Origin of the sequence: Pacificibacter maritimus (assembly GCF_003814915.1) — a bacterium.
In the GTDB taxonomy this organism is placed as follows: domain Bacteria; phylum Pseudomonadota; class Alphaproteobacteria; order Rhodobacterales; family Rhodobacteraceae; genus Celeribacter; species Celeribacter maritimus.
The window spans coordinates 922,691-942,284 of sequence record NZ_RKQK01000001.1; the positions used below are offsets into that span (position 1 = coordinate 922,691).

Here is a 19,594-nt window from a genome sequence, read left to right on the forward strand (position 1 = left end):
GCACATAGCCAGCAATGAAACCTTGTGTTTGAAAGACGGATGGGTCGGCGTTTTCGATAGCAGCAACATAGGTCGCTTTAATCTTAAGTTCGCGTTGCACATCTAAAAGGGATTTACCAAGAGTGGCTCTTTCCCCGCGCATGACATCCCCGAGACGCAGCTCGAAATCGTCATAGCCACGTGGCTGCTGCTCCTCTTCGACTGGTGGCTTTTTCCACCGTCCCAACATGCGCATTCCCCAATTCGCTAAATCTTTTTGTGACGAATCAATCGCCAGTCAACTTTTTATTAGCATATGGTCACTAGGTCGTGACAGCTTGAATAAAGGTTAACCAGCCAATTCGGCACGATTCAGCGCACAATGGGACCACAATTCATCCAAGCCTTGTACCAGTCCGTCCATTTCGCGTGGACCGTGTACTGGCGAAGGGGTAAAGCGCAACCGCTCTGTGCCACGTGGCACAGTTGGGTAATTGATCGGCTGCACATATATATCATAGGTTTCAAGCAACATGTCTGACATCAATTTGGTGTGTTTTGGATTGCCGACAATCAAAGGCACGATGTGCGAACCATGATCGATGATTGGCAAACCCAGACCTTTCAGGCGTAGCTTTAAGATCTGCGCCTGTGTTTGATGACGCGCACGCAAAGCCGTGTCGGACTTCAGATGCGCGATAGAGGCCGCAGCCCCCGCTGCAACGGTTGGGGGAATCGACGTCGTAAAAATAAAGCCTGGCGCATAGGAACGCACGGCATCACACATTTTGGCTGAGGCTGCGATATAACCGCCAAACACACCAACGGCCTTGCCAAGAGTACCATTGACAATATCCAAGCGCGCCAAAAGACCATCACGTTCGGCAACCCCTGCCCCACGTTCGCCGTACATGCCGACCGCATGCACTTCGTCGATATATGTCAGGGCGTTGAATTCATCAGCCAAGTCACAGATTTCGCGGATGGGGCCAAAATCGCCATCCATTGAGTAAATCGATTCAAAGGCGATCAGCTTTGGCGCGGCGGGATCATCTGCTGCCAACAGGGCGCGCAGGTGTTCGACATCATTATGACGGAACACACGTTTGGCACCGCCATTGCGACGAATACCTTCGATCATAGACGCGTGGTTCAATTCATCGGAATAGATAATCAAACCTGGAAAAAGTTTTGGCAGGGTCGAAAGGGTTGCGTCATTGGCGATATAGGCAGAAGAAAACACCAAGGCTGCTTCCTTTTGGTGCCAATCGGCCAGTTCTGCTTCCAGACGCTTATGGTAAACTGTGGTGCCTGATATATTGCGTGTGCCGCCAGAGCCCGCGCCCGTAGCGTCCAACGCATCTTTCATCGCATCCAAAACCACAGGGTGCTGCCCCATGCCCAAATAATCATTGCCACACCAAACTGTCACAGGCTGTTTGGATCCATCAGGTTTATTCCACACGGCATGAGGGAAATTGCCGCGCTCGCGCTCGATGTCGATAAAGGTGCGGTAGCGATCTTCATCATGCAGATTCTGAAGCGCTTTATCGAGCTGTGCGTTGTAGTTCACGGGTCGTCCTCTCATTCGTATCGCAACACCTTGCTGGACTATATAGGTCCAATCAGGGTGACAGGTACTCTATTTGCAAAATTAGGTCGCAAAACGCAATATATTTAAGCCACTGTTCTGAGCGGCCAATTATATTGGCCTGTTTATCGTGTACCAAAAACCTTTCGATATGATCTATATCAAAGTGCCCCCCCGCGACTGGACACCGCACTTAAGCGCGGTAAGTTGGCTTCAATTGTCACATTTACCCCATGAGGTGCCCCTATGTCCGCCCGTCTTGCCCCCGTTTTAGACCGTATCGACAGTGATCTTGACCCTGCGCTAAATCGCCTTTTGCAACTCATGCGGATCAAATCGATTTCCACCGATCCCGCTTACAAAGCCGATTGTGCAGCGGCTGCTGACCTGCTTGTGGCAGACCTGAAATCCATCGGCATTGATGCGCAGAGCTATGAAACCCCAGGTCACCCGATGGTTATGGGCCATATCGACGGGCCTAAAAATGCAAAGACGCCGCATCTCGTGTTCTACGGTCACTATGACGTGCAACCCATTGATCCTATTGAGTTATGGAATAAAGATCCTTTTGATCCCTCTATTGAGGACACGGCGAAAGGTCAGGTCATTCGTGGTCGCGGATCATCGGATGACAAAGGGCAGCTCATGACATTTATCGAAGCATGCCGCGCTTGGATGGCCATCCATGGTGAACTGCCTTGCGAAATCACTTTTTTCTTTGAAGGCGAAGAAGAAAGCGGATCGCCTTCATTGGTGCCATTTATGAAAGAACATGCTGACAAGCTCAAAGGCGATGTGGCGCTGATCTGTGACACAGGTCTGTTTGGCCATGATACACCTGCCATCGTGACGATGCTGCGCGGCTTGATGGGCGAAGAAATTGTGATCACCGCCGCCGAAAAGGATCTGCATTCTGGCATGTTTGGCGGAATCGCGCGCAATCCTATTCGGGTTTTGACATCTATTCTCGCGGGACTGCACGATGATACAGGCCGCGTGACCCTACCCGACTTTTATGAAGGTGTGCCAGAATTGTCCGAAGACCTGCGCAACCAATGGCAAGCGCTTAACTTCAAACCCGAACAATTTTTGGGTGAAGTGGGCCTGCACATCCCCGCAGGCGAAGAGGGCAAAACAGGTCTACAAATGATATGGTCAGAACCGACATTAGAATTCAATGGCATCACTGGCGGCTATACTGGCAAAGGGTTTAAAACCGTTTTGCCATCACAGGCATCCGTCAAACTTTCTGCGCGCCTTGTGGGCGATCAAGACCCCCATAAAATTCGCGCATCTTTGCATGCCTACGTCAAAGCGAATTTGCCCGAAGATTGTAGCGTCGAATTTCACCCCCACGGGGCATCGCGCGCATCGGTTATGGAAACAACTCACCCCGCCTTTGAGCAAGCCCGCCAAGCCTTATCTGATGAATGGCCAAATGAGGCTGCTTTCATTGGCTGCGGCGGATCAATCCCTATCGCGGGACATTTCAAACGTATCGTTGGTGTGGACGCCTTGCTTGCAGGATTTGGCCGCGATGACGACCAGATCCATTCACCAAATGAAAAATACGACTTGGAGTGTTTCCATAAAGGCATTCGATCATGGGCGCGCGTGCTAGACGCTGTTTCTCAAGGCTAAAGCCCGACCTTTGCACGGGAGCTGGCGATATACGCGTCAGCTTCCGTCCGTGAGGATAAAACATGTTCAACCCCATTTTCCAAAGCAAAAACAACACCTTGAGAATGCGGCAATCGTGATATTTCTGGCAAAGTGAGCCCGCGAATAAGACCGCGTAAAAACGCAGACACAACACCGTGGGATACAATGACAGTCGGCCCCGTCAGGGATGCAAGATAGGCGCGACAGCGCGCTTCCAGTGCCGCGGCCCCTTCCCCGTCTGGGGCGGATAAAAACAAATCAAACATGTCTTTTTCCTCAGCAGACCCACCGCGCTGTGCCACGATATCAGCACGCAGGCGGCCCTCCCAACTGCCAGCAGAAACTTCCATCAACATATCTTGCGTGGTTACATCGCGGTCTTCGGCCGCTAAAATAGCCGTTTCATGCGCACGTTCTAGCGGGCTGCTGTGCACTGGAATGTTCGGATAAGTGGCAAAGACAGCGCCAAGGATGGCGCGTTGCTGCAAGGCTTGGCTGCGCCCCTTTTCCGTCAACGGACTGTTCAATCGACCTTGAAGACGCCCTTCAAGGTTCCATGTGGTTTGTCCGTGGCGCAGCAAAAATATTGGGTATTTAATCATACGATTTTGGTAGCCTGCCCCAAGCCGTCGCGCAATGGCAAAAAACGCAGGCGCTTGGCCCGTCCGATCCATGATGGAAGCCGTACCAAAACAGGCCTAGGCAAGCCGCGTTCAATCTAATCGTATCTGCGGAATGGGAGGGAAATGGTGGGTCGTGAGAGGCTCGAACTCCCGACATCTTCGGTGTAAACGAAGCGCTCTACCAACTGAGCTAACGACCCGCCGTAGCGCGGTGTTTAAGGGCAGTTTTGGTGTGATGCAAGAGGCATCACACCAGTTTTTTAATATTATTCAGCAGCGTTTTCAGATGCGGCATCTACCGCGCCATCTTCACCTTCAACTTTTGGCTTTTTTTCAGCCAACATGCCTTTTGGACGGCGCAATTTGGCAATCAAAATAAACGCATTCGCGATTTCTTTTTGACGATTGACCGACAATTTACCCAAAGGAGGCACATTCAATTCGCCCCCGTCTTGTAAGATATCGCCCATTTCTTTGAGCAAAGATTCGATAACCTTTTTCGTCAAACCGCGCTTCACACCAGAAGCTTCGGAGACACGTTCGATCAGTTCTTTTTTCTTTACCACGTTCACGAGGCTCGCTTCTGGCGACTCTACCTCTGCAGCAGGTGTTGAGGTTGCAACAGTTTTTGCGGCTGCGGTGGATGTGGTGGATGTAGACCGGCGGGATGCCATAGGATCAGACCTTTTGATTTGTTTCTCTTGAAGAAACACTAACCCTGTCCCTCGATGGCATGCAAATAGGAAATGTATGAAAGTTTTATATGGTGCTCTTCTCGCACTTCCCCGCCAATGCGGCGGAAAACTGCATATTTTCAAGGCACGTTTAAAAGAATATTATCGAATACCCGATTTTTGTTGCTTTCAAACCATTACGGCCTGTTCGACAGAAAATGCACCTGCAGTCTAAATACGAAAGGCGCCCTCGTGATGAGAGCGCCTTTGTTTCTTTTTTCGCATCAATTGCCGCTTAATGCGCGATTGCTGGCGCATCCGTGGCTGGGGCCGTGGCTTTTGCCAAGCGCGCCGCATCATCTGCATCGTGATCCCAATCAATCGGCTCAGGGGCACGTACCAAAGCGTGTTTCAGCACTTCTGAGACATGGGTCACGGGAATGATTTCCAAGCCTTCTTTGACGTTGGCTGGGATATCGGCCAGATCTTTGACGTTTTCTTCAGGGATCAGCACCGTGGTAATACCACCGCGCAGAGCCGCAAGAAGCTTTTCTTTCAATCCACCAATTGCGGTCGCATTGCCGCGCAACGACACCTCGCCCGTCATCGCAATATCTTTGCGCACCGGAATTTTGGTAAGCACTGACACGATTGTAGTCACCATCGCCAGACCCGCAGAAGGGCCGTCTTTTGGTGTTGCCCCATCAGGAACGTGGACATGGATATCCAAAGTATCAAATACAGGTGGCTTTAGGCCGATTTCAGGCGCAATCGAGCGCACATAGCTAGATGCGGCATCAATGGATTCCTTCATCACATCGCCAAGTTTACCCGTGGTTTTCATGCGCCCTTTGCCTGGCAACCGCAGCGCTTCGATTTGCAACAAATCACCACCGACAGAGGTGTAGGCAAGCCCTGTAACAACGCCAATTTGATCTTCTTTTTCAGCCAAACCATAGCGCATCTTTTTGACACCTAAGAATTCTTCCAAATTCTCGGGAGTTACAGCAATAGAGGTGGCTTCTTTTTTCACGATCTTGGTCAAAGACTTACGCGCAATCTTGGCCATTTCGCGTTCCAAATTACGCACACCCGCTTCACGCGTGTGGTAACGGATCACATCTGATACGGCCTCATCAGAGATTGAAAATTCTTTCGCTTTCAACCCGTGGTTTTTGATCTGCTTGGGGATCAAGTGCTGCTTGGCAATCTCGGATTTTTCATCTTCGGTGTAGCCAGACAGCGGAATGATTTCCATGCGGTCAAGCAATGGGCCAGGCATGTTGTAGCTGTTAGATGTGGTCAAGAACATCACGTTGGACAGGTCGTATTCGACCTCCATGTAGTGATCGACAAAGGTTGAGTTTTGTTCAGGATCAAGCACTTCGAGCATCGCAGAGGCGGGATCTCCGCGCATGTCTTGGCCCATCTTGTCAATTTCATCGAGCAAAATCAAAGGATTGGTAGTCTTTGCTTTTTTCAAAGCCTGAATAATTTTACCCGGCATAGAACCGATGTAAGTCCGGCGGTGGCCACGGATTTCAGATTCATCGCGCACGCCCCCCAGGGAAATACGAATAAATTCGCGCCCTGTCGCTTTCGCCACGGATTTTCCAAGGGATGTTTTACCCACACCAGGAGGGCCGACAAGGCACATGATCGGGCCTTTCAGCTTTTGACTGCGCTGCTGCACGGCCAAATATTCCACGATGCGTTCTTTGACTTTTTCCAAACCGTAGTGATCTTTATCAAGCACGTCTTCAGCACGCTTTAGGTCTTTTTTCACGCGGGATTTCACGCCCCACGGAATGGAAAGCATCCAATCCAAATAGTTGCGTACAACTGTGGCCTCAGCCGACATCGGGCTCATAGATTTCAGTTTTTTCAACTCAGCCGCGACTTTTTCATCGGCTTCTTTGGAAAACTTGGTCTTGGCAATCTTTTCTTCGAGCTCGGCGATTTCGTTGACGCCCTCTTCTCCGTCACCGAGTTCTTTCTGGATCGCTTTCATTTGCTCATTCAGATAGTATTCGCGCTGCGTGCGTTCCATCTGGGATTTCACACGGGTTTTGATCTTTTTCTCGACCTGAAGCACAGACATTTCGCCCTGCATCATGCCATAGATCGCCTCAAGGCGCGCCTCGACAGAAAGTGTTTCAAGAAGATCTTGCTTTTGCGCGACTTCAACACCGAGATGACCCGCCACGAGATCCGCAAGTTTGCTGGAATCCTTGGTGTCATCTACGGCTGTCATTGCCTCTTCAGGAATATTCTTTTTGATTTTCGCGTATTGTGAAAATTCTTCGGCAACCGTGCGCACAAGAGCGGCAACGGCGGCGGGGTCGCCTTCGACCTCGAAAAGTTCGGCGGTAGAGGCCTCAAAGAACCGATCATTTTCAATGAAATCGGTGATTTGAACACGTTTTTCGCCCTCGACAAGCACCTTTACGGTGCCATCAGGCAGTTTGAGCAATTGCAACACATTGGCCAAAACGCCCATGCGGTAAATGCCATCAGTGTCTGGATCGTCGATCGCAGGGTCTATCTGTGCGCTCAAGAGGATTTGCTTGTCTTGCGACATCACTTCCTCAAGCGCTTTGACTGATTTTTCACGCCCAACGAACAATGGCACGACCATATGTGGGAAAACCACGATGTCGCGCAAAGGCAGAACTGGGTATGATTGAAGTTGCTCGTGCATGTCTTGTCCTTATTTTGCAAAAGGTCCTGATCCCGCTTGGCGGCAATCATTGGGCCTTTCCTGACTTTGGTCAGTCATATTTGGGGCGACTTGCCCCCGATTTCAACCAAATCAGCTGGATTTCGTTTAAGTTTGCCTGCCTTCCCAGTAACTCGCAAGCGTAGAAATGCGTTAAATGCCTAAGAAGCGCCAAGATATTGGGAATTGTCGTGTCTTACTGCCGTTGCCGCTTTGATTTTGGGCAAGCTGCAAGAATTTGGTTAAAAACCAGTTTTCATACCTATTAATTGTCAAAACTTTCAATGCGTCCCCCCCCTAAAGAGTTGACTTTTTCTTAATCTGTGAGAAAACATGAGACAGTTTACGGGGATTAACTATGTTTTCGCTTTTTGCTTTTCTTGGATTTTTTGGCGCAACGGCGCTGTTTGCCTTTGATCTTTCCTCATCTGATAACGACGAAGATACACCCGAGTTTGATGATACGTCTTTGAGCTAAGTGATCGTCGTGCAAAGATACCTAGACGCGACGACAAGCTGTAGCCAGCCCTGTGATGCGCATTAGACGATGACCCAACTCACGATCATCATTCCGTTTTTTGATGAAACAGCTTACCTAAAAACCGCCCTGACATCGGTGTTCAATCAAAGGATTTCTGATCTTGAAGTTCTTATTGTCAACGACAATCCTGAACATTTCAGCCCCAGTGATTTAGAAATTCTATGTGCGGGATTTGATGTCAAAATCTTGCACCACCCTGAAAACCTTGGATTATCCGCGGCACGCAATACGGCCATGCGGGTGGCGTGTGGGGATTGGATCGGCTTTTTGGATGCCGACGATTACTATACCTCTCAAGGTCTGGCTGCGCATTTGAGTTTTGCCAAACGCAGCGAAGCAGACGTGGTGCATGCCCAATGTGCCCTGACCAAAATAGGCGGTCCAGATGCCACTGTTTTGCCAAGAAATGCAAGCCTGCACGACATGCGTGGCAGTTTTGCAGGCCTGCGTGAGACCCCCGAAGCCCAGTTTATTGTCTCCAGTTGGTCGAGCCTTTATAAAAATCAGTTCTTGGCCGATAACGATCTGTGGTTTGATACCGAGCAACGCAAATTCGAAGATCGCCTGTTTGTGCTTCACAGTGTCACTGCGGCGAAAACCATTGCCTATTTCGATCACCCTGTGCGCGTGTGGCGCAGGCGCGCAGGATCGATCACCACATCAAAGGTCACCCAAGACATTCATGTGTTGCAAATCCAACTTTTGGAAAAATGCTTAGCCCATATGCGCAGCCAAGTCGCAGCAGGGATCTTGGGGCGGATGTTTGAAAAGCGCGAATTGTTCAATTCTTTGTCGCGGTTAATCTGGGACATGACCGTGCTTTACGACATTGCAAAAGCGCCCGACCGCCCTGAACATATTGAATGGGCTCAGCGGATCAAAGCGCTGCTGGGCACGGATTCATTTGGCCATCAAGCCTTTGATGATCCGATGATCAAAGCTATTTCACGGGTTGGCAAAAACACGCGAAAGGGACGGATCACACGCGTTGATTTCTTGGAAATCCACAGGTTGTTGCGCGCGGGTGATGTGGTGCAAGCTGTGGCGCGGATCAAAACCTGCGCCCCCAAAGTCACGTCTTCTGCTGTTGTGCGCAAGTCGAACACAAAACGTTTGGTCTTGCATCTGGGCATGCACAAAACGGGATCGACATACCTGCAGCACCACCTTATCCATCACCGCCAAGCCCTGCGCGAACGCGGTGTATTGGTGCCCGTTACGGGGATTGCCTCGGAACAGGCTGATTTTGATTTGCGTGCAGGCGGCATGCCAGGCTTTCAAGGCCTTGCACAGGCGGCGCATCGAGATGATTCAAAACTCTGGGATGAATTGCACCGCGAGATAGATCAATCCAAAGCGCAGACCGTGATCATTAGTGCCGAAAACATGCTCTATCCCTTGAATGAGGATCGAGACGACCGCATCAAATCGATCGCTGCGGGTTTGTCGGGTTTTGATCGGGTGGATGTGGTGGCTTTGGCGCGCAATCCAGTGGCCTATTTAGAGAGTTTTTACAAAGAAATCGTTTCAGGCGGTCGACGCACGGGCGCGCAAAGCATCGAAGAATTCTGTGTGGATAGATCCAATAGCCTGCTGGACATGCCGCACCTGTTTGCGCCGTTTGAAGATGCCTTTGGCAGCTCTGTTATTTTGGGTGATTTTGACCAGTTAAAGCGAGATAACCTTTGGGATGGGTTCTGCGCCCTCACCGAACTGCCCCGAGACTTACCCAGTTTAGATGTGCCAAGATACCCTTCCGCAGATCGCGATAGCATCATGCTGTTGCAAGCGATGAACCTGCTTGTGCCGTCTTTTGATCAACGTCGCGCCATCTTGCGGAGCTATTTTTCCACCTATACCACCCCTTCGGACACTCTAAGTCTGCTGCCACCTGCGCAGCGCTTGCGTCTGTTGGACCTGTGGCAAACCCGCTCAGGTAAGTTTGCACTTGAGCGGGGCTATGCGCCCGATCTTGCGAACCTACGTGAGACCATTGCCAAGGAAGCTTGGACACCGCCCAGCGATATTGATGTGGAAAGGCTCAACACGCTTTTGATTTCGGTCGCCCAAAGCCTGCCTGTCACCAATATGCCTTTTGATCCATCCCGATCACTGCGCGCATCGCACCAACATAGCATTGCTCAGACCCGCCGACCCCAAGCCCCATATTCAATCACGATACAGCCAAAGCCATGGTTGGCCAAAGTTATCAAAATGGTCACGCGCAAACGCTGATCTTACATCCAAGAGGTCACTTAATCAAAGTGGCGGATGTGAATGTGCCTTGCATCTCATGCGCTTCATTTGGTGCAAAGGATGCGGCGACACAGGTTAAGAACAGTCCTGCGGCGATCGTCCAAATATGAGTCACGGTCATTCTTTGTTGTCCTTTTATCTTGCCTGTGTCTGGGGTGCTCCAATTTCTTAAATTAGTTTGGGGCAATAATGTGGCAGATAACTCCAAATAAAATCCATGGAAAACAGACAATTAACCCCCGCAGTAGATCTAAGATTTTAAGTAAAAAAACAACCCCGAAAAGTCAGGGACTTACGGGGCTGAATGACATTCAAGTGGATAAAAGCGCCTAAAACTTAAAGCGGTTCTATATCGCCCAAAGCGCGGGTTGCATGGAATTCGGCCTCCCAAGCGTCAAAGGTGCCAGCAGCGATAGCATCGCGCATGCCTTGCATGATGTCTTGGAAGTAATGCAAGTTGTGCCAGGTCAAAAGCATACCCGAAATCATTTCATGCGAACGATAGACGTGGTGCAAATAGGCGCGCGAATATTGCGAACATGCGGGGCAAGAACAGTTTTCATCCATCGGGCGCGGATCATCTGCATGGCGGGCATTTTTCATGTTCAAAGTCCCGCGACGCGTGAAGACCTGACCATTGCGACCAGAGCGCGAGGGCAGCACACAATCCATCATATCAACGCCACGTTTTACAGCGCCCACGATATCATCAGGCTTACCCACGCCCATCAGGTATCGCGGTTTATCTTGCGGCAAAAAGTCAGGCGCATAGTCTAGCACGCCAAACATCGCCTCTTGCCCTTCCCCGACAGCCAAACCGCCCAGCGCGTAGCCATCAAAGCCGATATCAATCAACGCCTTGGCGCTTTCTTCGCGTAGATCAGGCGTGACTCCGCCCTGCATGATGCCAAATAAGGCATGACCAGGTCGATCGCCAAATGCATCTTTTGAACGCTGCGCCCAGCGCATCGACATGCGCATGGATTTGGCAACATCTTCGTCACTGGCAGGCAAAGCGGGGCATTCATCGAAACACATGACGATGTCAGATCCCAATAGCTTTTGGATTTCCATTGACCGCTCTGGGGTGATCACATGTTTTGATCCATCGACATGCGAAGCAAAGGTGACGCCTTCTTCGGTTAGTTTACGCAAGCCAGCAAGGCTCATCACTTGGAAACCGCCACTATCGGTCAAAATTGGTCGTTCCCAATTCATGAATTTGTGCAAGCCGCCAAGGCGATCAATACGTTCTGCTGTGGGGCGCAGCATCAAATGATAGGTGTTGCCCAGCAAAATATCGGCACCCGTCGCGCGTACGCTCTCAGGCATCATCGCTTTTACAGTACCCGCCGTGCCGACAGGCATAAAGGCAGGCGTGCGAATGTCGCCGCGCGGGGTTGAGATCACGCCCGTACGGGCCTTGCCATCAGTGGCATCGAGAGAAAATGAGATTCGTTGTGTCATAGGGGCACGACTTACCCGCAAATGCGACTTGGGGCTAGAGTGACTGTTGTGCAATGCCGTTACGCTCTTACGCTCTTACGCTCTTACGCTCTTACGCTCTTACGCTCTTACGCTCTTACGCTCTTACGCTCTTACGCTCTTACGCTCTTACGCTCTTACGCTCTTACGCTCTTACGCTCTTACGCTCTTACGCTCTTACGCTCTTACGCTCTTACGCTCTTACGCTCTTACGCTCTTACGCTCTTACGCTCTTACGCTCTTACGCAGAGCCAAGTTTCGCCCTCCTATAAGACAAGCCCCTTTTTTCATATCCACAGACAAAATGCGCCAGCGTCACAAAAGCTATAAATTCTCTTGCCAGACTCAGGAAAAAATGAGAATGGGCGATACGGATGACAGACAGTTCCTCCGCCCCCTTACATGAGAGTATACGAGATGACGGACAAAGCCGCTTTTGCTTTGGGCTGGGAAGAATGGGCTCAATTGCCTGATCTTGGATTGCCTGCGCTTAAAGTTAAAGTTGACACAGGTGCACGCACTTCTGCGCTACACGCATTTGATATCGAACCCTTCGGGCCAGCTTCTGCCCCTATGGTGCGTTTTAACATCCACCCTGTGCCAGGGCGCGAAGATATCGTGATCTCGTGTTCGGCAAAGGTTGTGGATCGACGCGAAGTGACATCTTCAAATGGTGAAACTGAATTGCGCTATGTCATCGGCTCGACCATTCAGATGGGGGATCGCGTTTGGCCTGTGGAAATCACTCTGACCAATCGTATCAATATGGCTTACCGCATGTTGCTAGGACGTCAGGCCATTGCTGAGGATATGATCGTCACCCCGACAGAAAGCTTTTGCCAACCCACCTTGGATGACAGTGCATATTTTACGGCCCAAATTCGTAAAGCCAGCGCACCGCGTGCCCTGCGCATCGCTGTTTTGTCGCGCGAACCTGAAAGCTATTCCACGCAGCGCCTTGTGACTGAGGGCGAAAGCCGTGGCCATGTCGTTGAGGTGATCGATACAACGCGCTGCTATATGGCGATCAACGCTATGGCCCCTGAAATCTATTACGATGGTGCACGCCTGCCGCGCTATGATGCTGTGATCCCCCGTGTGGGCGCTTCTATCACGTCCTATGGCTGTGCTGTGATCCGTCAGTTTGAAACCATTGGGACCTTTTGCCTAAATCCCGCCGATGGGATCGCCAAATCTCGCGACAAACTGCAAGCGCACCAAGTCTTGGCGCGCCATCAAATCGATATGCCCACGACTGCCTTTGCAGCCTCCCCGAAAGATACAGACAATTTGATTGATCTCGCAGGCCAAGCGCCTTTGATCGTCAAGCTTTTGGAAAGCACCCAAGGGCGTGGTGTGGTCTTGGCGGAAACCAAGAAAGCTGCGCAATCGGTGATCTCTGCCTTTCGCGGCTTAAAGGCTAACTTTTTGGTGCAGCACTTTGTGAAAGAAGCCTCTGGCGTGGATATTCGCTGTGTGGTGATCGACGGTAAAGTCGTCGCGGCAATCAAACGCAGTTCGAGCGGGGGCGATTTTAGGTCTAACCTGCATTTGGGCGGCACCGCCACGTCTGTGCGTATTACCAAAGCAGAACGCGAAGCAGCGGTAAAATCCGCCAAAGCCTTTGGTCTGCGGATGGCTGGGGTCGATTTGCTGCGCGCAGATGACGGCCCTAAAGTGCTTGAGGTCAATTCGTCGCCTGGCTTGGAAGGCGCTGAGAAAACCACTCAGAAAAACATCGCAGGCCTTTTGTACGATGGGATCGAAAAGCGTATGCGCCCCATGCCTGCTAAAAAAAGCAACCTGCGTAAGGCACCTTAGGCGCTGGGCGGTCTATGACAGATTTGAATGGTCACGGTTGCCGAACGCATCCGTGGCCATTTTTGTTGCCAATTCAGGGACAATCTTAGAAGAATTTTAACAGCATTCGTCTTTAAGTGATTCAAGCAAACAAAAGGACGCATCATGCTTATTATGGTTCTGTTAATGGCCGCCAGCGCCGCTGTGGCAATGACGCAAATTGATGATTTTATCGCAGAGATTGAAGATATGGCCGCAGAGGCCGAAGAAGAGGCATTGCGCGAACAAAACGCCCACACGGAGGCTTCAAACCTAGACGGTTTGGATGCGCTTTTGTCTGATGATGACGCCGAAAACGCCGATCCGATTTCCCTTGATCCACCCGTTGAGAGCGATCCAGACTTGGCCGAAGCCCCAAGCAACGATCAGGCAGATATCGCTGATGTTAATATCGGGGCCCTGCTCACATCGCCTTTGGATGATTTCTTTGCCAGCCGCTCGAGCGCCGCAGCGCAGAGTGAACAAACCCTAGCTGCAGCAGATGAGGCGGAAGACGATGATGAGGATCGCACAGCGCTTGTCGCGCAACTGTCACAAGCCAAATATGAATTGTCGCCTTTTAGTTTAGATTTTTGAGGCTCCAAATGGCCTCACTAAAGGCCATCCACGGTGTGGCACGGTTTGAATTCGACCACTGTCATAGTTGTCAAACCATGTTGCACCAAGGGGTCGCGTTGTAAAAAGGCTTCCAGCACAGAACGCTCCGAAGCCGTTGCAAGAATGACTGCACCCGTACGCGGCACCTTAGGCCCAGAGGCCAAAAAGAACCCCCGCGCATAGCCTTCGCCGAGATAGTCCATGTGAGCACTCATATAGCCGTCAATCAGTTCCAGATCGACGACATAGGTTATATCAATGTGAAATAGGGTTTGGTCGGCAGCTACGATCGACAATTTAACGCCCTCCTTGATTGCTAACCCTACTTCTCTACGCCCTGCGACACAAAAGGCCAAGTCGAGGTCTGGACCTTATGGCTATGAAACCCTATATATTTGGTCAAGTTTACACGAGGTATGACATGACCGATTCAGACGCCACAACAGATTCCCCTGTCGAAGGCACACCGCTGATCAAGCCCTCTAGCACCGATCACCCGCTTCACGAAGCTATCGTAGAAGCGTGTCGGTCTGTCTATGATCCAGAGATCCCAGTGAATATCTACGATCTTGGCTTGATCTACACGATCGATATCAATGCCGAAAACGCGGTTCATGTCATCATGACCCTCACAGCGCCAGGCTGTCCCGTTGCGGGTGAAATGCCTGGCTGGGTTGCGGATGCGATTGAACCCTTGCCTGGCGTCAAACAGGTCGATGTCGATTTGGCTTGGGAACCCCCTTGGGGCATGGAAATGATGTCTGATGAGGCGCGCCTCGAATTGGGCTTCATGTAAAAGACCAGACCAACGCTATTTTAGTAAAAACGGCCCCTGTGGCCGTTTTTTTGCTTTATACTCCTGCCTCTCTCGCGCCCCTCCCGCGCCCCTCTCGCGTTTGTGATCCCGCACCGCATTAACACAGCGCAGCTTAAAAAGCTTGCCAACTTCAAATCGCATCCATTTTAGGTTGCATATCAACATATGCACCCTATATTGGATGCATCATGACACAGACCCACCGTACCATAGCCGTCTTAACTGGCGACATCATAGGATCCACCGCGCTGGGCTCCGAAAAACTTGAGCGCGCGATAAAGGCGCTTAGCACCTGCGCAGACACTCAACAGACGTGGATGGGGGAAAGTTTAAATTTTACCCGTCACCGCGGGGACGGCTGGCAAGTGGTGCTGGCCAAGCCCAAATATGCGCTCAGATCTGCACTGGCCTTTCGCGCAGCCTTACGCGCAGAAGACACTGACTTTGCAACATATATAGGTCTGGCCGAGGGGCGTATCGAAGGGACACTCGATACGAACCTAAACAGCGCAAGCGCAGATGTTTTTGTACAGTCGGGCCATGCGCTTGATATGGCCGCAATGGTCGGCCCGGAATCTCTTATCTTTGAACCGCAACAGCCAAAATACGCGGTGTTGCCCAGCGTCGACTACATTTCAAAATCATGGACACAGGCGCAAGCCGCCGCCATTTTGCCGATGCTCGCGCCAAATACTCAAACAAGCTATACAGATATCGCCAAAGCTTTGGGAAAATCGCGGCAATCCGTGACCAAGTCCCTTGCCTCAGCGGGCCTAGAAGCAATCCAACGAACGCTTGAAATTTTAGAAAGTGACGAGTCACATGTTTGAAACTTTAAGCGCCCTATTTTTTGCCCATGTGCTCGCGGATTATGTATTTCAAACCCAAAAGATGGTCGAAACGAAAGATCGCGCCAGCAGCATAATTTTACATGGGCTTACCGTATACCTATGCGCGATTGTCGCCTTGGGGTCCATCGATTGGCGCATTGCTGTTTTGGCAGGGCTGCATTTTATCACCGATGGGTTGAAGGCCTATTGGGTGAAAACCCGAGCGGATGATGGCATAAAGCCCTACCTGATCGATCAACTGGTCCATCTCGTCACTGTTGCAGGACTGGCTGCTATTGCTCCAAGCCTGTTTGCAGATGGCGTTTGGGCCAAAGACCTGTCCGAAGGTGGCTTGTTGATGGTTCAGGCTTGGGCGCCTTCCGCGATGCTTTTTACGGCTGGCGCGATTTACGCCACCCGAGCGGGCGGATTTGCTGTTGGGAAACTCATGATACCCTTTGCGGCAGGCGCGCCTGCTGCATCATTGCCCAAGGGCGGCATGATGATAGGCCAGTTAGAACGCGGTCTTATTTTCTTGATGTTTATCGCAGGCCAACCTGCAGGAATCGGCTTTTTAATCGCAGCGAAATCGGTTTTACGCTTTGATGCAGCATCTAAGAATGAAAAAGCCGAATACGTTATTATCGGTACATTAGCGTCATTTAGCTGGGCGATTGCCATCGCAATCTTAACCCTCGCATTGCACAATGGATTAAACGGCCTTCCCCTGCTTGAGATCACGCGCTCAAAGGATTAGGTTAAGATCAAAGGAGAATGCATATGTTCGGTATTCCAGGAAAACAAGCAGTCAGCATCACCCCTAAAGCGGCGGCTCAAATCGCAAAGCTTATGGACAAAGACGGATCGAAAGGTCTGCGCATTGGCGTGAAAAAAGGCGGCTGTGCAGGCATGGAATATACCATGGACTACGTGCATGAAATCGATCCTTTAGACGAAATTGTAGAACAAGATGGCGGGCGTGTGATGATCGCGCCCATGGCCCAGATGTTTTTGTTCGGCACCGAAATTGATTATGAAGTGTCACTGCTGGAAGCGGGCTTCAAATTCCGCAACCCAAATGTAGTTGATGCTTGCGGCTGTGGCGAAAGTATCAAGTTTGACGAAAGCCTTGTGCCACAAAACGAAACCTAGATGCCTGCGTCGCCCGAATTGATCGCCCATGCGCGCGATTTATTTGCAGATCTAGCCCCCATTCGCGTTGGCGGTCTTTTTGGTGGTTCGGCGCTATATATCGAAGATGATGTCATGTTTGCCTGCATCATAGGTGATGTGATTTACATGAAATCTGATGCAAAAACCCTGCCCCAGTTTGAACAAGCAGGCGCAAGCCCCTTTTGCTATGACAAACCCAAAGGCACCACGGTTGTGACCTCTCTCATGTCATTGCCAGACAGTGCGCTGGACGACCCAAATGAAGCGCGCATTTGGGCACAGCTTGCCTATGGGCCTGCACTCAAAGCGGCTGAGAAAAAGCGCATCGCAAAAGCGCGAAAAGCCGCACAAAAAACAGCCCATCAGGGAAAGAGGTCATGAGCATCACACAGGATATGATCGCATATGCCCATGATCTATTTGCCCCCCTCGGTGCTATCACCAGCCGCAAAATGATGGGAGGGCTGGCGATTTATCAAAATGGCGTCATCTTTGCATCGCTTGATGCACAGGGCACAGTCTATTTGAAAGCCAAAGGCGACTTCGCACAACAGCTTGCGGCCGAGGGCGCACAGCAATTTCAAACACATCGTGGCCCTATGGCCTATTGGACCCTACCGCAGGCTGCCTTGGATGATCCAGATCTGGCTTCACACTGGGGGCAAAAAGCCCTTACTGTCCTGTAAACGCCTTTTGTTTTCACCCGCTGCACCGCTATCCACTTGACGATACCCCCAGCCCTGCAATGATGCGCAAAATGTATTTTTGGAGGATCACACAATGGCAAGAAAATTAGCCGCAGGCAATTGGAAGATGAACGGGACACAGGCCGCCCTGACTGAGGCACAGGCTTTGACTGGTATGTTCCCCGCCCCTTCTGTGGAGATCCTTTTGTGCCCGCCAACAACATTGGTCTATGCCATGGCCGAAGCCCTACGCGGCACGGCCATTCACACAGGCGGCCAAGACTGCCACGCCCATGCAAATGGCGCACATACAGGCGATACATCCGCAGAACTTTTGGCTGACGCAGGGGCCACACATGTGATTTTGGGCCATTCCGAACGCCGCGCTGATCACGGCGAAACAGATGCAATCGTGCGCGCCAAAACCCAAGCAGCCGTTGCAGCGGGGCTTGTCGCCATTGTCTGCGTTGGTGAAACGTTAGAGCAGCGCGAAGCAGGCGAAACTCTGGATGTCGTGCGCGCGCAGTTGCAAGGATCCCTGCCCGACACCATTGAGGCCGATAAAATTGTGATCGCCTACGAACCTGTTTGGGCCATCGGCACAGGAAAAGTTCCGACTTTGGATCAAATCGGCGAGGTCCATGCAGATATGCGCAAAGCCTTGGCTGGTCGTTTCGGCGATGACGCAAAAATGCTGCCTTTGCTTTATGGTGGGTCGGTCAAACCCACAAATGCGGCTGAAATCTTTGCTGTCAGCGATGTGGATGGCGCATTGGTTGGCGGTGCCTCTTTGAAAGCCGATGATTTTTCAGGCATTATTTCTGCCCTGCAAGACGCATAAACCAAACGTTGTTTGGCGCGTATTTATGCGCCAAACGGCTAGTCTTGGGTCACGTCATGTTCATAAAGCCAACTGAATTTCGTGACGGCTTGCGCGGGGGCAAACCGATTGACGCCGCGCAAAATTCCATGCGCGATTTTGCGTTTCACGCCTGACAGATGGTAATTGCGCGCATTTGCATTGGCCGCAGCAATCACCCGCGCCACCCGCGCTTTACGTTTGACCTGATAGACGGGCAAGGCTTGTTCAACGGGTAAATTGGCCAAACATTCCGCCAAGACCCATGCGTCTTCTAGGGCCAGATTGGCGCCCTGAGCCAAGAACGGAAGGGTCGGATGCGCGGCGTCCCCGATCAAAGCTGCAGATCCTGAACTGTGCCAACGCGCGGCCACATTATGGCGAAACAGCCCCCAACAGGACACGTCATTCACATCTTTTAACAGGTCTCGCAAGGCGGGGTTAAAGCTGGAAAACCGACGGCGTAACTCATTTGGGTCACCTGTGTGATGCCAGCCTTCTTCGCCCCAAGACCCTTGTTCTTCGACGGCAACGATATTGACAAATGCCCCATCGCGCAGCGGATAGGTCACCACATGCTGGCCCCGCCCCGTATGGATTTGCGCAACACAATCACGGGGATGTCGCGCGGGAACAATCGCACGCCAAGCCGTTTGGCCCGTGTAAAACGGCACTTCAATACCATTCATGAGCCCACGAAGTTTGGACTGCAAACCATCTGCACCAATAACCAAATCATGGGTTTTGCGAAGCCCTGTATCGAAGGACACCTCAGGCGCAGCTTCACCGAACAGGTCAACACCTGTGACACGATGCGACAGCTTAATACGCACACCAGCTGCGCGCGCACCTTGTTCCAAAAGGTGGATCAGGTCAGCACGGTGCACCAAAAAGAAATCAAGATCGGGTTTATAGCGCGCGAAATCGAGATGCAGCACTGATTGCCCAGAAAAGCCGTCCATTAAATATACGCCCTGAGAGCGCAAAGACACTTGCGCGACATCAAGACCAAGGCGCGCCAAAACAGCAGCACCATTTGGGGTGATTTGCAATCCAGCGCCGACTTCAGAAATCTCATCGGCACGTTCATAGACAGTGACCCGAGCCCCGCGCATCGCAAGCGCACGCGCCACAGATAGCCCAGCGACACCGCCGCCAAGCACAGCAATATCTTGACCCAAAATCATCGATCACCCTTTCCAAGTGCTATTTTGCCCCCGCGCAGGCAAGACCTGATGCATG

At 51.3% G+C, this 19,594-nt stretch carries 19 protein-coding genes, 1 tRNA gene and 1 pseudogene; 11 read left to right on the plus strand and 10 right to left on the minus strand.

Going from position 1 to position 19,594, the window contains the following annotated elements:
- Positions 1–25 precede the first annotated feature (25 nt).
- Both EDD53_RS15105 and hemA read right to left on the minus strand, forming a co-directional pair.
- Positions 26–235 (minus strand): annotated as a pseudogene (locus EDD53_RS15105) (helix-turn-helix domain-containing protein); the annotation flags it as partial.
- Positions 236–328: 93 nt separating this feature from the next.
- On the minus strand, positions 329–1,552 hold the full coding sequence (gene hemA / locus EDD53_RS04255) for a 5-aminolevulinate synthase (RefSeq protein ID WP_123792395.1): 1,224 nt from the start codon (positions 1,550–1,552) through the stop codon (positions 329–331).
- A 264-nt stretch (positions 1,553–1,816) separates the two neighbouring features.
- Between hemA and EDD53_RS04260 the strand changes: the two genes are divergently transcribed.
- Positions 1,817–3,211: a M20/M25/M40 family metallo-hydrolase gene (locus EDD53_RS04260; RefSeq protein WP_123791932.1), complete on the plus strand. Its 1,395-nt coding sequence runs from the start codon at positions 1,817–1,819 to the stop codon at positions 3,209–3,211.
- On the opposite strand, the gene EDD53_RS04265 is transcribed toward EDD53_RS04260, so the two are convergent.
- From EDD53_RS04265 to lon, 4 genes are all read right to left on the minus strand, one after another.
- On the minus strand, positions 3,208–3,906 hold the full coding sequence (locus tag EDD53_RS04265) for a histidine phosphatase family protein (RefSeq protein WP_123791933.1): 699 nt from the start codon (positions 3,904–3,906) through the stop codon (positions 3,208–3,210). The two genes, EDD53_RS04260 and EDD53_RS04265, sit on opposite strands and share 4 nt — an antisense overlap.
- Before the next feature lie 73 nt (positions 3,907–3,979).
- Positions 3,980–4,055: transfer RNA gene (locus tag EDD53_RS04270), tRNA-Val, on the minus strand.
- A gap of 66 nt (positions 4,056–4,121) precedes the next feature.
- Positions 4,122–4,529: an HU family DNA-binding protein gene (locus EDD53_RS04275; RefSeq protein WP_123791934.1), complete on the minus strand. Its 408-nt coding sequence runs from the start codon at positions 4,527–4,529 to the stop codon at positions 4,122–4,124.
- 295 nt (positions 4,530–4,824) lie between these two features.
- The gene (gene lon, locus EDD53_RS04280) at positions 4,825–7,230 is read right to left on the minus strand and encodes an endopeptidase La (protein ID WP_123791935.1); all 2,406 of its coding nucleotides are present in this window, start codon (positions 7,228–7,230) and stop codon (positions 4,825–4,827) included.
- A gap of 565 nt (positions 7,231–7,795) precedes the next feature.
- On the opposite strand from lon, the gene EDD53_RS04285 reads away from it, so the two are divergent.
- Complete coding sequence (locus tag EDD53_RS04285; protein WP_123791936.1) at positions 7,796–10,024, plus strand: glycosyltransferase family 2 protein; 2,229 nt, start codon at positions 7,796–7,798, stop codon at positions 10,022–10,024.
- Positions 10,025–10,040: 16 nt separating this feature from the next.
- On the opposite strand, the gene EDD53_RS15045 is transcribed toward EDD53_RS04285, so the two are convergent.
- Both EDD53_RS15045 and tgt read right to left on the minus strand, forming a co-directional pair.
- Positions 10,041–10,166, minus strand: coding sequence for a hypothetical protein (locus EDD53_RS15045; protein WP_281277931.1), 126 nt, complete (start codon positions 10,164–10,166; stop codon positions 10,041–10,043).
- 215 nt (positions 10,167–10,381) lie between these two features.
- The gene (tgt, locus tag EDD53_RS04290) at positions 10,382–11,512 is read right to left on the minus strand and encodes a tRNA guanosine(34) transglycosylase Tgt (RefSeq protein ID WP_123791937.1); all 1,131 of its coding nucleotides are present in this window, start codon (positions 11,510–11,512) and stop codon (positions 10,382–10,384) included.
- Positions 11,513–11,932: 420 nt separating this feature from the next.
- Here tgt and rimK point away from each other — a divergent pair, with 420 nt between their 5' ends.
- Together rimK and EDD53_RS04300 are read left to right on the plus strand one after the other, a co-directional pair.
- Positions 11,933–13,351, plus strand: a complete 1,419-nt coding sequence (gene rimK / locus EDD53_RS04295; protein WP_246002206.1) for a 30S ribosomal protein S6--L-glutamate ligase — start codon at positions 11,933–11,935, stop codon at positions 13,349–13,351.
- A gap of 144 nt (positions 13,352–13,495) precedes the next feature.
- On the plus strand, positions 13,496–13,966 hold the full coding sequence (locus EDD53_RS04300) for a hypothetical protein (RefSeq protein ID WP_123791939.1): 471 nt from the start codon (positions 13,496–13,498) through the stop codon (positions 13,964–13,966).
- Positions 13,967–13,983: 17 nt separating this feature from the next.
- Here EDD53_RS04300 and EDD53_RS04305 read toward each other — a convergent pair whose 3' ends face one another.
- The gene (locus EDD53_RS04305) at positions 13,984–14,283 is read right to left on the minus strand and encodes a YciI family protein (protein ID WP_211331579.1); all 300 of its coding nucleotides are present in this window, start codon (positions 14,281–14,283) and stop codon (positions 13,984–13,986) included.
- 125 nt (positions 14,284–14,408) lie between these two features.
- On the opposite strand from EDD53_RS04305, the gene EDD53_RS04310 reads away from it, so the two are divergent.
- The 7 genes from EDD53_RS04310 to tpiA all read left to right on the plus strand — a co-directional run bounded on the left by EDD53_RS04310 (position 14,409) and on the right by tpiA (position 18,334).
- A complete protein-coding gene (locus EDD53_RS04310) occupies positions 14,409–14,783 on the plus strand; it encodes an SUF system Fe-S cluster assembly protein (RefSeq protein ID WP_123791940.1) in 375 nt (124 codons plus the stop codon).
- Positions 14,784–14,992: 209 nt separating this feature from the next.
- A complete protein-coding gene (locus EDD53_RS04315; protein ID WP_123791941.1) occupies positions 14,993–15,634 on the plus strand; it encodes a hypothetical protein in 642 nt (213 codons plus the stop codon).
- Positions 15,627–16,391, plus strand: a complete 765-nt coding sequence (locus tag EDD53_RS04320) for a DUF3307 domain-containing protein (RefSeq protein ID WP_123791942.1) — start codon at positions 15,627–15,629, stop codon at positions 16,389–16,391. Before EDD53_RS04315 ends, EDD53_RS04320 begins: the two co-directional genes overlap by 8 nt.
- Positions 16,392–16,414: 23 nt before the next feature.
- Positions 16,415–16,786, plus strand: a complete 372-nt coding sequence (locus EDD53_RS04325) for a HesB/IscA family protein (protein WP_123791943.1) — start codon at positions 16,415–16,417, stop codon at positions 16,784–16,786.
- The gene (locus EDD53_RS04330; RefSeq protein WP_123791944.1) at positions 16,787–17,188 is read left to right on the plus strand and encodes a TfoX/Sxy family protein; all 402 of its coding nucleotides are present in this window, start codon (positions 16,787–16,789) and stop codon (positions 17,186–17,188) included. It begins immediately after the preceding gene.
- Complete coding sequence (locus tag EDD53_RS04335; RefSeq protein ID WP_123791945.1) at positions 17,185–17,493, plus strand: TfoX/Sxy family protein; 309 nt, start codon at positions 17,185–17,187, stop codon at positions 17,491–17,493. Before EDD53_RS04330 ends, EDD53_RS04335 begins: the two co-directional genes overlap by 4 nt.
- A gap of 94 nt (positions 17,494–17,587) precedes the next feature.
- Positions 17,588–18,334 carry a triose-phosphate isomerase gene (gene tpiA, locus EDD53_RS04340; protein WP_123791946.1) on the plus strand — a complete coding sequence of 249 codons (747 nt, stop codon included), beginning with the start codon at positions 17,588–17,590 and terminating at the stop codon, positions 18,332–18,334.
- Positions 18,335–18,372: 38 nt separating this feature from the next.
- Here the strand turns inward: tpiA and EDD53_RS04345 are convergent, their stop codons facing one another.
- Positions 18,373–19,539 (minus strand): FAD-dependent oxidoreductase, encoded by a 1,167-nt coding sequence (locus EDD53_RS04345; protein ID WP_123791947.1) that lies wholly within the window; start codon positions 19,537–19,539, stop codon positions 18,373–18,375.
- Positions 19,540–19,594 lie beyond the last annotated feature (55 nt).